Raw genomic sequence first — 15,417 nt, forward strand, 5'->3', positions numbered from 1 at the left:
GCCCGCTGTATAACCCGCGTGCGACATGCCTCGGCGTTCCCACGACCTTCACGGCGCCGCGCCGGACGAGAGCCGGACAGCGCTGCTCCTCATCGACGTGATCAACGATCTGGACTTCCCGGGAGGCGACCGGCTGCTCGCCCACGCGCTCCCGATGGCGCACCGCATCCGGGCGCTGAAGCAGCGGTGTCGCGACGCAGGCATTCCGGCGGTCTACGTGAACGACAACTTCGGCCGCTGGCAATCCAACTTCCATCGTCAAATCGAGCACTGCCTGGAAGAGGGCGTCCGCGGCCGCGAGATCGCATCGCTGCTGCGGCCTGGAGAGGAAGATTATTTCGTGCTCAAGCCCAAGCACTCCGGCTTCTACGGCACCACGCTGGAGATCCTGCTCGAGTCGCTCGGCGCGCAGACGCTCCTCCTCACCGGCATGGCGGGGAACATCTGCGTCCTGTTCACGGCGAACGACGCCTACATGCGCGATTACCGGCTGCTCGTCCCGTCGGACTGCGTGGCCTCCGAGACCGAGGAGGACAACGGCCATGCGCTCCGGCAGATGCAGCGCTTCCTCAAGGCCGACATCACGCCGTCGGACGAGCTCGACCTCGAGCGACTGCCCGCCTGACGCCGCGCATCGACTGGCGTGCAGCGCGTCCGGCGGGCAGCTGCCCGAGGTCACGTGGGGTGACAGGGCGCCACGGTCAGGCGACGGCCCTGTGCTTCGTCGAGATCCCCTCTTCGGTGACGACCGCGATGTCGGTCGCGCCGCCGCGCTCGAGGATCTGCTTGGCGAGCCCGCGCTCGTTGCTGTCGTTGACGTGGACGGAGATGAGGATGTTGCCGCCCTTGATCTTGCCCTCGTACTGCTTGGCCTCGACCTCGGGGATGCCGAGCCCGATCAGGGCGCCGGTCACGCCGCCGAGCGCGGCGCCGGCCGCGGCGCCGCTCAGCGCGGCCATGATGGGGCCGGCCGCGATGAACGGCCCGAGCCCCGGGATGGCGAGGGCGCCGATGCCGGCGAGCAGCCCGATGGTCCCGCCGACCGCGCCGCCCGCGCTGGCGCCCGCTGTCGCGCCCTCGGGCGCCTTCGTGTGCTTCTCGTGCGCGAAGTCCCGCGTCCCGTGCTTGTCGGGGAAGAGCGCCGAGATGTCGCCGGTCATGAAGCCGGCGCGCTGGAGATCGCCGACGATGATGTCTGCCTGAGCGAGCGTGCTCACGAGGCCAAGGACCGCTTTCTTCGTTGCCATGGTATCTTCCTTTCGGACCGTTCGATTCGGTTCAGTCAACGTCGACTTCGAGCTGGTTTTCGACCCTCTGCACACCCGGGATCCCGAGGGCGATCGCGGCGATATCGGCCTTCTCCTTGTCGCTCTTCACCGGGCCGCGCAGCGTCACCACCTGCCCCGTCGTGATGATCTTGACGTTCTTCGCGCTCATCGAGAGCGTGTCGTTCGCGATCACCGCCTGCCGGATCTTCTGGGTGATCGTGCGATCGGCCTCGTTCTCGCCCTGGTCCCCGGGGGTCAGCGCGGCGGGATCGCGATCGCGATCGTTCTTGCCCGTGTTGTCGGCGGCCGTCGGCGTGGGGTTGTTCGCCCGCTGGGCGATCTCGCCCGGCACTGCGGGGTTGCCGTCCGAGCGAGTCGTGCCTTCCGCTCGATCGCAGCCGGCCGCAGCCGCGATCGAGAGAGGCAACAGCAGGACGTATTTGGCTGTGTTCATGCCCGGCGCCCTCGCAAGGCCCGGGCCATCCCCTGTGGAGAGCGCCTGTCGGTGCGCGGCCGTGGCCAGGGTGGAGCATGATCCCCGTCACGCCGGAGGATGAGATGCCTTTTTCCACGCCGTACCGTGGATGGCGCTTCCATGCGTCGGTGCGCGGCGCCGCGCGGCTGGCAAGCTCATGGCTTGAAAGAGGCCGGACTGCCCCAAGTGGGGCGAACTGCCCCGTGCCGGCGAGGTCAGAAGAAGGGGAGAACGAACGCTATCGGTCGGAGGACAGCGCGTGTGTACGCCTGTGACGGACGCCGTCGACAGCGCCAGTCGCCAGCACCCGATCGGGCCCGCGCTCACGCTCGGCGCGCTGGAGGAAGGGCTCAGTCGTCGCGGGCGCCTCTCGGCCGTTCGGCCGTGCGTGCGATGGGCGGTTCGATCGGCCGTTCGATTCCGAGCCGCCGCAGCTTCCGGTAGAATGTCGCTCTCGACATGCCCGCCTCGCGCGCGGCCTGCAGCGCGTTCCAGCCGGTCCGCTCGAGCGCGGCGAGCAGCGCGGCGCGCTCGTCGTGCGGCGGTCGCGGCGGTCGCGGCGCGCCGCGGCCTTCCTGCGCGCGGGGCAGGTCCACGTCGTCGGGGCCGATCCTGCGGCCGTCGCAGAGCACGACCGCCTTCGTGATCACGTTCTCCAGCTCGCGCACGTTGCCGGGCCAGCCGTGCTGGCCGAGCCGCCGCAGCGCCTCGTGGGACAGCTGCGGCGCCGGGCGGCCCAGCTGCTCGGCGGCGCGGCGCACGAAGTGGAGCGCGAGCTCCGGCAGGTCCTCCAGGCGATCGCGCAGCGCCGGCAGCCGGATCTGCACCACCGCGACGCGGTAGTAGAGGTCCTCCCGGAAGCGCCCGCGCGCGGCCTCGGCCAGGAGATCGCGGTTCGTCGCGCAGACGAGGCGGAAGTCCACGCGCACGGCCTCGGCGCTGCCCACCGGGCGCACCTCCCGCTCCTGGAGCACCCGGAGCAGCTTCGCCTGCACCTCGAGCGGCATCTCGCCCAGCTCGTCGAGGAAGAGCGTGCCGCCGCGCGCCGCGACCACGAGGCCGGTCCGGTCCCGGTCGGCCCCCGTGAACGCGCCGCGGACGTGCCCGAAGAGCTCCGACTCGAGCAGCGCGGCGGGGAGCGCGGCGCAGTTGATCCCCATGAACGGGCCGCTCTTCCGCGGGCCGGCGAAGTGGATGGCGCGCGCGACGAGCTCCTTGCCGGTGCCGCTCTCGCCCGTCACGAGCACGTTGACCGGCGCCTCGACCACGCGGTCGAGCGTCGCGAACACCGCGCGGAGCGCGGGGCCGCGCCCCACGATGGCGCCGTAATCGTAGCGGTGCTCCAGGGCCTGCTGGCGGACGAGCACCTGCTCCTGCAGCCGGTCGATCTCCGCGGCCTGGCCGCGCAGGAGCTCCTCGACGCGGCGCCGCTCGGCCTCGAGCTCCACCGTGCGGCGGCGCAGGTCGTCGACGAGCCGCGCGTTGCGCAGCGCGAGCGCGACCTGGTCGGCGAAGGCGAGGAGCAGGTCGACGTCCTCCGGCGCGAAGCGCGCGCGCCGGAAGCGGTTGTCGAGGTAGAGCGCGCCGAGCACGCCGTCCGGCGAGCGGATCGGCACGGCGATCACGGACCTGAGCCGCATGGCGTGCACCGACGCGTGCTCGTGGAAGCGCGGGTCCTCCTGGGCGTCCACGGTGACCACGGGCTCCTGCGTCGCGATCGCGCGCTCGGCGATGCCGTAGCTGAACTTGAGGTGGCTCCTGCCGACCTTCTCGCGGTCGACGTTGCGCGCGACCGCCACGCGCAGCTCGCCGCCCGGCTGCTCGATCAGCAGGAACCCGCGCTCCGCGGCCGTGAGGTCGATCGCGGCGTCCATCGCCATCGCGAGGATGTCGGCGATCTCGACGGAGGAGTTGAGCCTGCGGAACACCGCGAGGAGCCGCTCGAGCTTGGCCGTGCGCTCCGCCGCCGGCTGCGCCGCGGCCTCGGCCGCCGCGGGCGCGCGCGCCGGCTGCGCCGCGCGGCGCCGGGGGTGCGTCCAGAAGGCGTGCTGCAGCGCCTCCGGCAGCGAGCGGGCCATGGCGGTCCAGGCGGCGGCCGCGCGCTCCCGCTGCGCCGCGGCGGCCTCGGGCTCACCTGCGAGCTCGTGGGCTTCGGCCAGCGCGAGGCGGATGTCCGCGGCGAGGTCGGGCTGCGCCGCGCGCTCGGCGAGGCCGAGGGCGCGATCGAGGCGCTCCCGGGCGGCGGTGAGGTCCTGACCGAGGTTGCCGTCGCCCTCGCCGTCGAGCAGCGCGAGCCGCCCCTCCAGCAGCGCCGCGCGCGCCCCGAGGTCGGGCGCCTCCCGGGCGGCGCCGTGCTCGCGCGCCCGGCCCAGCGCGGCGCGCGCGTCGCCCACCGCGCCCCGCGCGAGGTGGGCCCGGCAGAGCTCCAGCTCCTCCTCCACCACCTCCCGCTGCGCCCCCTGCGCCTCGAAGCCGCGCCGCGACCGCTCGAAGCAGCGCGCCGCCTCCTCGGCGTCGCCGCCCGCGAGCGCGCAGTCCCCGAGGACCGAGGCCGCCGCCGCCGCGAAGAACGGCGCGCCCCGCCGCGCGGCCTCGGCCTCCACCCGCGAGGCCACGCGGGCGGCCCGCTCGAACGCCCCCACGTCCGCCCAGAGCTTCGCCAGATCGAAATCGAGGACGAGGACCAGGTCCGCCTGGCCCAGGGCGGAGGCGAGCCGCGCCCCGCGCTCGTAGGCGGCGAGCGCTCCCCCGAGGTCGCCCGACTGGTGGCACGCCGTACCCACGTTGAGGCTGCAGCGCGCCACCAGGTCGCCGAGCCCGTGCTCCTCCGCGGTCGCCAGCGCCTGCCGGTACCCGACGAGCGACGCCTCGACCTCCCCGGCCCGGAAGGCGTCGATCGCCTGGTACGACAGCGCCCGCACGAGCGCCCTCGGCGCCCGCCGATCGCGGTGCAGCCCGGCGGCGAGCCCGAGGTGCAGCCCCGCGAGCCGGCGCTCGCCCAGGTAGCTCGCCGCGACGCCGACGTCCTCGTGGAGGCTCGCCAGCACCTCCGGCTCGTCGCACGACGCGAGCGCCGGCTCGGCGCGGGCCCGCGCCTCCGCGTGGGATCCGAGCCGCAAGAGCGCCCGGCTCGCCAGATCGGCGAGGGCCGCGCGCTCGCGCGGCGTGGACGATGACGCCGAGCCCTCCCCGCCGGCCTGCTCGGTCCGCTCGGCCTCGTCGAGCCGCGCGAGCGCCGCCGTGGGGTCGCCCAGCTCCAGCAGGCACGCGCCGAGCCGGACGAGCGCCTGCGCGCGCCGCGCGCCCAGCCCTCCGGCCTCGCCGCTCGCGAGCAGGTGCTCCAGCACCTCGCGCGCCCGCGCCGCGCGGCCGACGCGCTGGAGGGTGGACGCGATCTCGAGCCGCGCCTCCGCCGACGTCGCCGCCTCGAGCAGCGCCTCCGCGATCGCGCCCCACGGCTTTGGATCCGCCTCCCGCTCCGCGCGGCGCTCGAGGAACAGGCGCTCGGCGGCGGCCGTATCGCCCGACAGCGCGAGGTGAAGCACCCGCTGCTCGGCGTGCGCCGGGAGCGCGGCGGCCGCCCGCGCGTGCGCCGCGCGGACCGCCTCCCCGCCGAGGGCACAGAGGAGGGCAGCGATCGGGCCGGCGCGCGTCAGCGTCCACCCCCCTGCGGTGCGGGCGGCGACGCCGCGGGCGGCGAGCTCGGCCAGGTGCGCGACCGGGAGCCCGAGCGGCGGCAGCTCCTCGTCGGCGACCGCGCCGCCCTGCACGGCCAGCGTCGCCACCGCGTCCCGCAGCGGCCGCCCCAGGCCTCGCAGCCGCAGCGCATAGCGCGCGCTCGCCCCGGGCGTCGTCGCGTCGAGCCCCGCCACGTCCCCGCTCTCGGCGAGGCGCCCCGCGATCACCACGAGATCGGCGGGCCACCCCGCGCTCGCGCGCAGCACGACCTCCGTCGCGTCGCCCAGGCCGAGGTCGTCCATCCAGCGCTGCACCGCCTCGCGCCCGAGCGGCGGCAGCGCGACCTCGCGCACGCCCTGTCCCGCCTCGGCGGCCACCGCGGCGAGCGGCGCCCGGCCGCCGCCGTGCGGGACGCGCTCGGCGGCGAGGAGCAGGACCGGATCCTCCGGGCCGAGCAGGCGGACGAGCGCCTCGAGCATCTCCCGGTCCGCCCCGCTCACCTCGTCGGCGTCGTCGAGCACCAGCACCAGCGGCCCGGCCCCCGCCCCCGCGTCGCCTCCTCCCCGCGCGCGCGTCAGGCGCTCGTGCGCGCGCAGGGCGCCCAGCGCGCCGGCGGGGAGCGCCTCCTCGCCGCCGGTCGCGCGGCCCAGCATCGAGGCCACCGGCGCGCTGGCCCTGGCGAAGCCCTCCACGGCCTCCATCCGGAGCTCGGCGCTCCACGTCGCCTCGCGCAGGAGGCGGCTCTTCCCGCAGCCTGGCTCCCCGGCGATCACGCAGACGCGCGGGCCGCGCTCGCCTCGCTCGAGCGCGGCGAGCGCCTCGGCGACCGCGCGCAGCTCTGCGTCGCGCCCGACGAGGTGGGGCGGCTCCGGCGGCGGCGGGGCCAGGGCGCGCGGCGCGGCGCCCACCCAGTCGAGCACCTCGCCTGCGTCGGCCGGGCGGTCGCGCGGCTCGGACCGCACGAGGCGCTTGACGAGCGCGCCGATCGCCTCCGGCAGCGGCTCCGCGAGCAGCGGCGCGATCGCCTCGAGCGTGCGGCCGAGCGAGAACAGGTCCGCGCGCCCGTCGGCGGGTTCGCCGCGGATCACCTCGGGCGCGAGATAGCCCCGGGTGCCGGAGACGCCATCGTCGGGCCTCCCCCCGAGCCGCGCCGCGCAGGACAGGTCGATCAGGACCGCGTTCCCCGAGGCCCCGACGAGGATGTTGGCCGGCTTCACGTCGCCGTGGCGGATGCGCGCGCGGTGGAGGAACCGCAGCGCGTCGAGCACGTCCACGATCGCGGCCCGCACCTCCTCGAAGCGCCGGCCTGTCACGTACTCGTCGAGCGGCGCGCCCAGCACCGCCTCCGACGTGAAGTAGAAGCGCGGCTCGCCGGTCTCCCGGAGCATGCCGAAGTCGAGGACCCGGACGAGGTGCGGATGGAAGAGCCCCGCCAGCATCCTGAACTCGCCGCGGAACGCCGCCCGCTCCGCCGTGCGCGCGTGGCCGAGCAGCTTGAGGCACAGGTCCCGCCCGAGCGCCTCGTCGCGCGCGAGCCACGCTGTGGCCAGGCCCCCCCGCCCCAGGGGGCGGATCAGGCGGTAGCGGCGGGCGAGCAGGGTCCCTTCGGCTTGGCTCACCCGCGCAGTGTCTCATGGATGTGCCATCCGAGACAGTGAGACACTCGATGAGACACTTGTGCCTCGCATTTCGCGGCGATTTCCGTCCTTTTTCATTCGGCACCAGGTTTGCTCTAATGGCCGGCATGGCGATGCGGACGACATACGGACACCGAGGACGGCGGGGCGCACGCGTCGCGACGCTCCTCGGGGTGCTGCTTGGCGGCTGTGTCGTGAGCCCGCAGCCGAGCCCGCCGGTCCACGAGCCCATCCTGGATACGGGGCTCGTCGGCGTGTCGGGCGACCCCACGATCTTGCGGCAACAAGTCTTCCTCAAGGGCGAGCCTGGCGCGGTCGAGCCGGCGGAGGGCGTGGTCGTGGTGACGAACCTCGACAGCGCAGACGCGCCCGTCATCGCGGAGATCAACCGCGACGGCAGCTTCGTGGCCGCCGTGGACGCGTCGACGGATCAGGTCCTGCGGATCCAGGTGAAGCAGGGCGAGCGCCGGTCGGAGCCGGTGGATCTGCAGCTCACGGGGGAGCCCATCGACGCGACGCGGACGATGCTGGCGCACCTGCCTTGCCTCACGATCGAGCCCGCCGCGTGGGTCTCGCTCGAGGCCGGCGAGAGCGACGTGGTCGTCCGCAACACGTGCGCCGAGGACGTGTCCATCGGCGCGCCGCGCTTGCGCCGCGGCGCGGGGCCGTTCGGGTTCAGCCCGGCGGAGGCGTTCGTGGTGCCGGCGGGCGAGTCCGCCGTCGTCACGGTGCGCGCGGACGGTGAAGGGGTCGAGCGCGAGGACGTGCTCTTCCTCGAGGTCACGGCGCCCGAGCCTGGGCGCCGCGTCCTGACACTGACGCTCCCCGACTGAACGGTCGGGGAGACGAACATCGAACTCACGCGCCGCGCGCGACGTACTGCGCGCGGCGCGAGGCGCCCTTCCTCTGGAGGGGAGGGGCTCGTGCATGTCTATCGCCTCGCCGGGGACGGCGGGGCTCTTTTGGAGGAACCCATGAACGTTCAGAATCGTATCAAGAGCAGCCGTATCGGATCCTTCCTCTGGCTCGCGCTGTCGATGCTCCCGCTCGCCGCGGGCTGTCAGGTGGAGATCGCCGACGACAGCACCGCCACCGACTCGGCGGAGGTGAGGGGCGGCGGCGGGCAGGGCAAGGCCTGCGGCGGCCTCCTCGGCCTCTCCTGCAAGAAGGGCCTCTTCTGTGACTACGAGCTCGACGCCATGTGCGGCGCGGCCGATCAGACGGGCACCTGCCAGCCCATCCCCAAGGTGTGCACGAAGGAGCTCAGGGAGGTCTGCGGCTGTGACGGCAACACGTACAGCAACGAGTGCATGGCGAACGCGGCGGGCACGTCGGTGTCGTCGATCGGCCAGTGCGCGCCTCCTCCGGGGGACGTCTGCGGCGGCCTCCTCGGCCTCTCCTGCAAGGAGGGTGAGTTCTGCGACTTCGCGCCGGACGCCCAGTGCGGCGCGGGCGACATGACGGGCACCTGCCTGCCCACGCCGGGCGCGTGCACCAGGGAGTACGACCCCGTTTGCGGCTGTGACGGCAACACGTACGGCAACGCGTGCACCGCGAACGCGGCGGGCGTGTCGGTCGCGTCGAAGGGCGAGTGCGCGCCGCCTCCGGAAGAAGGCAAGGCGTGCGGCACCCGCGGCGGCTGGACGTGCGAGAAGGGCGAGTTCTGCAACTTCGCGCCCGAGGTCGAGTGCGGCGCGTGGGACGGACCGGGGACCTGCACGCCCATCCCGGAGGCGTGCACGCTCGAGTACAACCCGGTCTGCGGCTGCGACGGCCAGACGTACAGCAACGCATGCGCCGCCGCCTCGGCGAGCGTGTCGGTCGCGTCGAAGGGCGAGTGCGCGCCCGCGGGGAAGATCTGCGGCGGCTTCGCGGGCTTCGCGTGCGACAAGGGCGAGTTCTGCAACTACGGCATCGACGCCATGTGCGGCGCGGCCGATCAGACGGGCACCTGCGAGACCATCCCGGAGGCGTGCACGGAGCAGTACGACCCGGTCTGCGGCTGCGACGACAACACGTACGGCAACGAGTGCTTCGCGCACGCGGCGGGCGTGTCGGTCGTGTCGCGCGGCGAGTGCGCTGAGCGCCGGTAAAGCGGTATCGTAGGCGCCAGCCGCGCCGCGCGTCGCGTGACACCCCCCCCTCGCGCGACGCGCGGCGCGGCGGCGCCGCCCTTGACCGGCTCCACGCTGGTTCCGTAGCATCCTGCGGCGCATGAGCGACGCTCGATCCCAGACAGCGTCAACGCTCCTCCTCGACGAGCACTTCGAGGCGGGCGACGACCGGTTCGTGGACGAGGTGCTCGCCTCCGAGGCGGGCCGGAAGCTGAAGGCGCTCGCCTCGCGCTGGTATGCGGACCCGCGCCCTTTCGCGCGCCGCGCGCTGCTCCGCTACATCGACGACGGCTGCGACCGGCCGCACCACCGCGGCCTCGTCAAGATCCTTTACAAGCTCGCCGAGCAGGCGGGAGACGACGAGATCGTCGGCCGCTTCATGGTCGCCTTCGATCGCCTCGTCCGCCGCAAGCTCGTCAAGGTGACCCGCTACGACTGGGTGACCAGGACCTCCAGCGACGAGCCCTGCCTCGTCAGCGACACCGGCGCGCCCGTCCGCCTCCCGCAGGGCGACGTCGCGTCGCCGCGCTTCTCGATGCGGACGCGCCATTACCTGCGGCGCCGCGCGTTCCGCTACTTCCGGCGGCTCGGCCGGCGCGACGCCGCCCGCTACGGCCGCGCGATCCGCGCCGCGCTCGCGCTCTACCGCGACGAGCACCTCGACAGGCCCGAGCGCCTGCTCGACGCCTGGGGGCTGCTCCACGCGCTCTACTGGGGCTCGCCCGCCATCGAGCGCCTCCCGCGTGGCGTCCGCCTCGCGGAGGGCGCTTCCCTCGCCGAGCTCGCGCCCGCGCCGATCTACCCCGAGGCGTGGCAGGGCGCCTTCGATGACGTGCTCGGCCTCGTCATGGCCGCGAGGAGCCGCACCGTCCGGGCGTTCGCCATTGGGCTCCTCGAGCGCGACTATGCCGCCGAGCTCCGCGGCCTGCCGCTCGCCCGCGTGCGCGTGCTCCTCGAGAGCCCGCACGACGAGGTGCAGACGTTCGCCGCCGGCCTGCTCCGGCAGATCCCGGGCCTCGGGAGCCTGCCGATCGCCGACTGGCTCTCGCTGCTCCAGACCGAGAACGCCGCGGCGCTCGCCTTCCTCTGCGAGGCGGTGGTCGAGCACGTCTCGCCGGCGCGGCTCTCGCTCGCCGAGTGCGTGGCCCTCACTTGCGCGCGCGCCGCGCCGGTCGCGGAGCTCGGCCTCCGCTGGGCGAGGACGAAGCCCGTCGCGACCGCCGCCGATCTCGACACCCTCGCGCGCCTCGCGACCGCGGTCGCCCCCCGGGTCCGGGAGGAGGCGGTCGCGTGGCTCGTCGAGGTGCTCGGGCGCTCGCCCCACGGCCGGGCCGAGCACGTGCGCGATCTCCTGGACTCCCGCCACGAGGACGTCCGCGCCCGCGCGCTCGAGCTCTTCGAGGCAGACGCCCGCTTCCGCGACGACACCGGCCTGTGGGCCGCGCTTGCCGAGACGCCCCACGAAGACGCCCGCGCGTTCCTGATCCGGCACCTCGGCGCGCGCAAGGCGGCCTTCTCGCCCGAGGCGCTGCGGCACGTCTGGGCGGCGGCGCTGCTCGCCGTCCACGGCGGCGCGCGCGACAAGCGCGCGGTCGTCCGGCAGATCGCGGACCGCGTGGTCGCCCGGCCCGGCGAGGCCGACGCGCTCCTGCCGCTGCTCGGCGTCGCGCTCCGCAGCGTGCGCGCGCCCGAGCGCCGCGCGGCCCTCGGCGCGCTCGCCCGCGCCGCGTTCCGCGCCCCCGCGCTGCGCGACGCCATCGCGCGCAGGCTCCCCGAGCTCCGGCTGTTCGAGGGGGAGGACGCGGCGTGAGCTTCGATCTCCGCTACCTCGGCAAGAGCGGCGTCAAGGAGCTCGGCGGCGGCGCCGCCCTCAGCTTCGCGCCCAACCTCGCGCGCCCCAGGGTCTTCTTCGACGGTGAGCTCGCGCAGCCGGTGCGCTTCCGCGAGGCGATCAGCGCGCTCCACGACGTCGTTGTGGGCGACCTGCGGCGCCTGCCGAAGGATCGCTCCGCCCACGAGGCGTGGAAGCAGCAGGAGGCCGAGCGCGAGGCCAAGCTCCGCCGGGAGCTCCACGGCGAGGCCATGAAGGCCGAGCTCGCGCGCTTCGGGAGCGCGCCGCTGCCGCGGAACCTCGAGGCCGACTTCCGGAAGATGCACAAGCTCTACTGGGGCGCGCGTGTCCGCTGGGCGAACGAGCTCGCGCGGAACGATCCGCAGCTCTTCCGTCACCTCGTCCCCTGCGATCCGGTCGTGACGGTGGCGCCCGATGTCGTCTTCTTCGAGTGCTTCTCCAAGGACGAGTCGAGCTACGGCTGCCTCTCGGTCGATCGCGACGCCTTCCGGGGCGCGCAGGACGCCGGCCTCGGCACGACGAACGTCGACTACTCGCTCGCGCTCTACGAGCACTTCCAGACGCTCCGCAGCTACCGCCCGACGCGGCTCCTCGTCGATCCGACCGGCTTCGAGGTCGCGGTGGAGAGCCGCGGCGACTACCGCGAGGAGAAGATCGATCTCCCGCCCACGTGGCTCCGCGGCTTCGGCCAGCTCCAGGCGGCGATGTGCCTGCCGTGCCGGAGGGTCGACGTCCCCGTGGAGGCGGTCTACTCGCTGCTCGCGCACCTCGACCGGCACCGCGAGCGCACGGGCCCGCGCAGCCTGCGCTTCCAGCTCACGCCGGGCAAGGCGCCGATCCTGGTGCTCGACCCCTGGGGCGTCTCGATCCCGTGCCGCGGCGTCACCTGCGACGATGTCCCCATGGCCGTGGGGCCCGCGGCGGGCGCGGGCGGGCTCGGCCCGTACCGCTCCGGGGCGCCGAGGGGCGCGCCGGCGGCGGAGGCGACCGAGGAGATCAAGGTGTGGGGGAGGCGCCGCCTCTCCGTGCTCGCGCGGCTCTTGCCGCTCGCCGATCGCATCGAGGTGCGGCTGCTCGGCTCCGGGCTGCCGAGCCTGTGGATCGTCTTCATGGGTGAGATGCGCTTCACCCTCGCGCTCTCGGGCTGGACGGCGAACGACTGGACCTCGGGCTCTCACCTCGACGTCATGGCAGACGCCTTCACCCCGGACGCGCAGCTGGTGGACCGGGTCGCGCGCCACCTCGAGATGGTCCGGCGCGCGTCTTACGGCGAGCTCGCCGTGTCGATGGGCGCGCCGGACGGCGCGCTCCGCAGCGCGCTGCACCTCGCCGCGAAGCAGGGGCAGGTGGTTTACGACCACGCCGCGGAGTGTTATCGCTGCCGCCCGGTGATGCCGGTCGCCCTCTCCGACGCGCTGCTCGGCCCCGAGCCCCCGGAGCTCGCGGAGGGCCGGCGCATCGCCCAGGGCGGGGTGGAGATCGCGCGGGAAGAGACCCTCTCCGGCGGCCGCCGCGTCGTCATGGCCCGGGCCAAGGCGACGAGCTGCGAGCTGCTCCTCGACACCGACGGCGCGATCAAGAAGGCGAAGTGCAGCTGCTCGTACTTCTACAAGAACCGGCTGCGCGCGGGCCCGTGCCGGCACCTGCTCGCGGTCAAGCTCCACCTGTCCGGCCGCGGCGACGCAGCGCCCTCGCTGCAGCCTCCGGAGCCGTCGCAGCAGGCGGAGGCCGCCCCGCGCGGCCCGCGGGCGACCACGGCCGCCCCGCGAGGCGAGGCCGTGCCGTTCCCCGCGGAGCTCCTCGTCGAGATCGAGCGCGCCGCGGCCGCCCAGCGGGCGGGGCTCGCGGAGGTCGTCGAGGCGTCGTGGGATCTCGCGTTCGAGCGCATCCAGGGCTGCCGCTCCTGGGCCGAGGCCCTCGCGCTCGGCGGTCCGGAGGCGGAGCGGGCGCTCCGCGCGCGCGAGCTCCGCGCGCCGGTCGTCAGGACGCTCCCGGTCCACGCCGACGTGCTGGCCGAGATCCGGCGCGTCGCTGACCAGTTCAAGGCGAGCCCCGCCGCGGTGGTGGGCCTCGCGTGGCTCGTCGCCAGGCGATCGACGAAGTGAGGTTCACCAGACACCTGAGAGTCCAGCCCTGCAAGGAGGTCCGTTCGCTCGAGCCCAACATGCTGCGGCGCTCCGCCGCGGTGGAGGTTGTTCTTCCATGCATCCCCACCCCCGATGTTCTTTGGGCGCCTTTAGCACCTGCGCGGTTCCACTCAGAGGGACCTGCGGTCCTGGAACCGCGCAGGTGCCAGGCGCCTGGGTGATCGGGCGTGGTCACGAGCAAGTAGTCGGGCGAGCGGGCCTCCTTGGAGGGCTGGACCGGTGGTGAGGTACTTTGGCCGAAGGTGGGGTCTTTTGAACCGCCAAGGCGCCATGAGACGCCAAGAAATCACAAAAATCTTGGCGTCTCATGGCGCCTTGGCGGTTCCATCATTCGGGCAGGGTGGGGTAAGTGCCCAACCACCCTGGTCCGGGTGCTGCCCAGAGGAACGGTCGAATGGGCTTCTGGGATAAGCTGAAGTCGATGCTCGGCCTGGGCGGGGCCGAGCAGGGCGAGCGAGCGCCGGGCGGGGCCGAGGCCGAGCAGGCCCAGGCGGCGCAGGCTGGGACTGCGGCCGCCGCGCAGCCGGCCGCCCGCATGCGGCAACCCGGCGCCGCGGCGGCGGGCGCGAAGCCGCGCCCGGCAAACCCCTACGACGCCGGCGGGATACTCGGCCTCTCCGCGGACGAGCTGCGCAAGCGTGCGCTCAAGATCAACCCGCGCATGACGGCCTGGATCGGCCGCGTGGACACGATCCCGCCGCAGAGCGACGAGCGCACCGCCCTCATCGATCGGGGCCTCATCCTGCGCGGCCTGCTCACCGAGGCGCAGATCGCCGAGATCCACCGCATCGGCGATCTCTGGCTCAGGCACAAGGACGCCGCGGCGCTCGCCGGCACCGTCGCGGCGCGCTCGGCGGACGAGGCGATCGAGCAGCTCAAGCGCGAGAAGCTCGCCCGCAAGGAGGAGAAGCGGCGCCAGAGCGCCGAGCGCAAGCGGCAGCGCGCCGAGGCGGTGGCGCGCCGCCGGGCCGAGGACATCATCTTCCTGGGCACCGACGTCTCGGCGGGCCTCGCGGACCGGCGCTCGCACGTCGAGTCGCTCGTCGAGCGCGGGCTGCCCGTGCTGTCCACCCCGGCCGACCTGGCAGCGGCCCTCGACGTCGCCGTCCCGCGCCTGCGCTGGCTCTGCTTTCACGGCGAGGCCGTCGAGCGCCCTCACTACGTGTACTTCGACGTCCCGAAGCGCTCGGGCGGGACGAGGCAGCTCGCGGCTCCCCACGCCTCGCTGGCCGCGGCGCAGGCGTGGGTCCTGCGCGAGATCCTGGAGAAGCTGCCCGTCGAGGAGCCCGCGCACGGCTTCGTGAAGGGCCGCTCCACGGTCACCAACGCGCGCCCGCACACGCGCCGCGATGTGGTCGTGAACCTCGACCTGTCCAATTTCTTCCCGACCATCACGTTTCCGCGGGTGCGCGGCGTCTTCCATCGACTCGGCTACTCCCCGGCGGTGGCCACGCTCCTCGCCCTGCTCTGCACCGAGCCGCCGCGGCGGCCTGTCGAGTACGACGGGCAGCGCTACTGGGTCGCGGTCGGCGATCGCGCGCTGCCGCAGGGCGCCTGCACGAGCCCGGCCATCTCGAACCAGGTCGCGCGGAAGCTCGATCGCCGCCTCTCCGGCATGTGCGCCCGCGCGGGCTTCACGTACACGCGGTATGCGGACGACCTCACCTTCTCGGCGCCACCCGGCAAGCGCGGCGACATCGCGATGCTGCTCGCCCGCGTCCGCCACATCGTCGAGGAGGAGGGCTTTGCCATCAACCCCGACAAGGGCCGTATCCAGCGCGCCGGCGGCCGGCAGGTGGTGACGGGCGTCGTGGTCAACGACAAGCCCTCTGCGCCGCGCGAGGAGGTGCGCCGCCTGCGCGCGATCCTCCACGCGGCGAAGAAGACCGGCCTCGCCGCCCAGAACCGCCAGGGCGTGCCGGACTTCGAGGCGCACCTGCGCGGCAGGATCGCTTACGTGCAGATGATCGACCGCGCGAGGGCCGCGCCGCTGCTCGCGGCGCTCAACGCGCTCACGGGGTAATAGCCGGGTGCCAGGCTGAAACCTGGGCCCTCTTCCTTTTCATCCCACCTTCGCCGGTGACTTCACAGGCGGGCCCTCGCCGGCAGCCAGTTCGCATCCATTTTCCTTCCCGGGGATCTGCGTGGCCAGCCAACGTGCTCGTCGGCCGAGCAATGTCCTACCGCTTTCGTGAGGACGCTTGCACCTGGAGAATCGGCGGGCGAGCGTGCCTGGGCGAGAAAAT

9 protein-coding genes are annotated in these 15,417 nt (G+C 73.9%); 6 read left to right on the top strand and 3 right to left on the bottom strand.

Annotated features, from left to right (window positions below):
- The first annotated feature begins 25 nt into the window (after positions 1 to 25).
- Entirely contained in the window at positions 26 to 625 is a 600-nt protein-coding gene (locus tag WME79_RS15010) for a cysteine hydrolase family protein (RefSeq protein ID WP_437535670.1), read from the top strand.
- A 76-nt stretch (positions 626 to 701) separates the two neighbouring features.
- Here WME79_RS15010 and WME79_RS15015 read toward each other — a convergent pair whose 3' ends face one another.
- The 3 genes from WME79_RS15015 to WME79_RS15025 form a co-directional block, all read right to left on the bottom strand.
- Positions 702 to 1,247, bottom strand: a complete 546-nt coding sequence (locus WME79_RS15015; protein WP_437535673.1) for a DUF3341 domain-containing protein — start codon at positions 1,245 to 1,247, stop codon at positions 702 to 704.
- A 31-nt stretch (positions 1,248 to 1,278) separates the two neighbouring features.
- Entirely contained in the window at positions 1,279 to 1,722 is a 444-nt protein-coding gene (locus tag WME79_RS15020) for a BON domain-containing protein (RefSeq protein ID WP_437535676.1), read from the bottom strand.
- A 371-nt stretch (positions 1,723 to 2,093) separates the two neighbouring features.
- Positions 2,094 to 7,040, bottom strand: coding sequence for a sigma 54-interacting transcriptional regulator (locus tag WME79_RS15025; RefSeq protein ID WP_437535678.1), 4,947 nt, complete (start codon positions 7,038 to 7,040; stop codon positions 2,094 to 2,096).
- 212 nt (positions 7,041 to 7,252) lie between these two features.
- Between WME79_RS15025 and WME79_RS15030 the strand changes: the two genes are divergently transcribed.
- The 5 genes from WME79_RS15030 (at position 7,253) to WME79_RS15050 (ending at position 15,194) form a co-directional block, all read left to right on the top strand.
- A complete protein-coding gene (locus WME79_RS15030) occupies positions 7,253 to 7,891 on the top strand; it encodes a hypothetical protein (protein WP_437535681.1) in 639 nt (212 codons plus the stop codon).
- A gap of 141 nt (positions 7,892 to 8,032) precedes the next feature.
- Positions 8,033 to 9,151, top strand: coding sequence for a Kazal-type serine protease inhibitor family protein (locus WME79_RS15035; protein WP_437535684.1), 1,119 nt, complete (start codon positions 8,033 to 8,035; stop codon positions 9,149 to 9,151).
- Positions 9,152 to 9,272: 121 nt separating this feature from the next.
- Entirely contained in the window at positions 9,273 to 10,982 is a 1,710-nt protein-coding gene (locus tag WME79_RS15040; protein ID WP_437535687.1) for a hypothetical protein, read from the top strand.
- Positions 10,979 to 13,129 carry an SWIM zinc finger family protein gene (locus tag WME79_RS15045; RefSeq protein WP_437535689.1) on the top strand — a complete coding sequence of 717 codons (2,151 nt, stop codon included), beginning with the start codon at positions 10,979 to 10,981 and terminating at the stop codon, positions 13,127 to 13,129. The genes WME79_RS15040 and WME79_RS15045 overlap by 4 nt, the downstream gene beginning before the upstream one ends.
- Before the next feature lie 436 nt (positions 13,130 to 13,565).
- Positions 13,566 to 15,194: a reverse transcriptase family protein gene (locus tag WME79_RS15050; protein ID WP_437535692.1), complete on the top strand. Its 1,629-nt coding sequence runs from the start codon at positions 13,566 to 13,568 to the stop codon at positions 15,192 to 15,194.
- The last annotated feature ends 223 nt before the right edge of the window (positions 15,195 to 15,417 follow it).

Source organism: Sorangium sp. So ce726, from assembly GCF_051521405.1.
GTDB lineage: Bacteria > Myxococcota_A > Polyangia > Polyangiales > Polyangiaceae > Sorangium.

Coding starts and splice junctions, on each gene's coding strand:
- WME79_RS15040 (WP_437535687.1), top strand. CDS start 9,273: ATGAGCGACGCTCGATCCCAGACAGCGTCAACGCTCCTCCTCGACGAG.
- WME79_RS15050 (WP_437535692.1), top strand. CDS start 13,566: ATGGGCTTCTGGGATAAGCTGAAGTCGATGCTCGGCCTGGGCGGGGCC.
- WME79_RS15015 (WP_437535673.1), bottom strand. CDS start 1,247: ATGGCAACGAAGAAAGCGGTCCTTGGCCTCGTGAGCACGCTCGCTCAG.
- WME79_RS15035 (WP_437535684.1), top strand. CDS start 8,033: ATGAACGTTCAGAATCGTATCAAGAGCAGCCGTATCGGATCCTTCCTC.
- WME79_RS15010 (WP_437535670.1), top strand. CDS start 26: ATGCCTCGGCGTTCCCACGACCTTCACGGCGCCGCGCCGGACGAGAGC.
- WME79_RS15020 (WP_437535676.1), bottom strand. CDS start 1,722: ATGAACACAGCCAAATACGTCCTGCTGTTGCCTCTCTCGATCGCGGCT.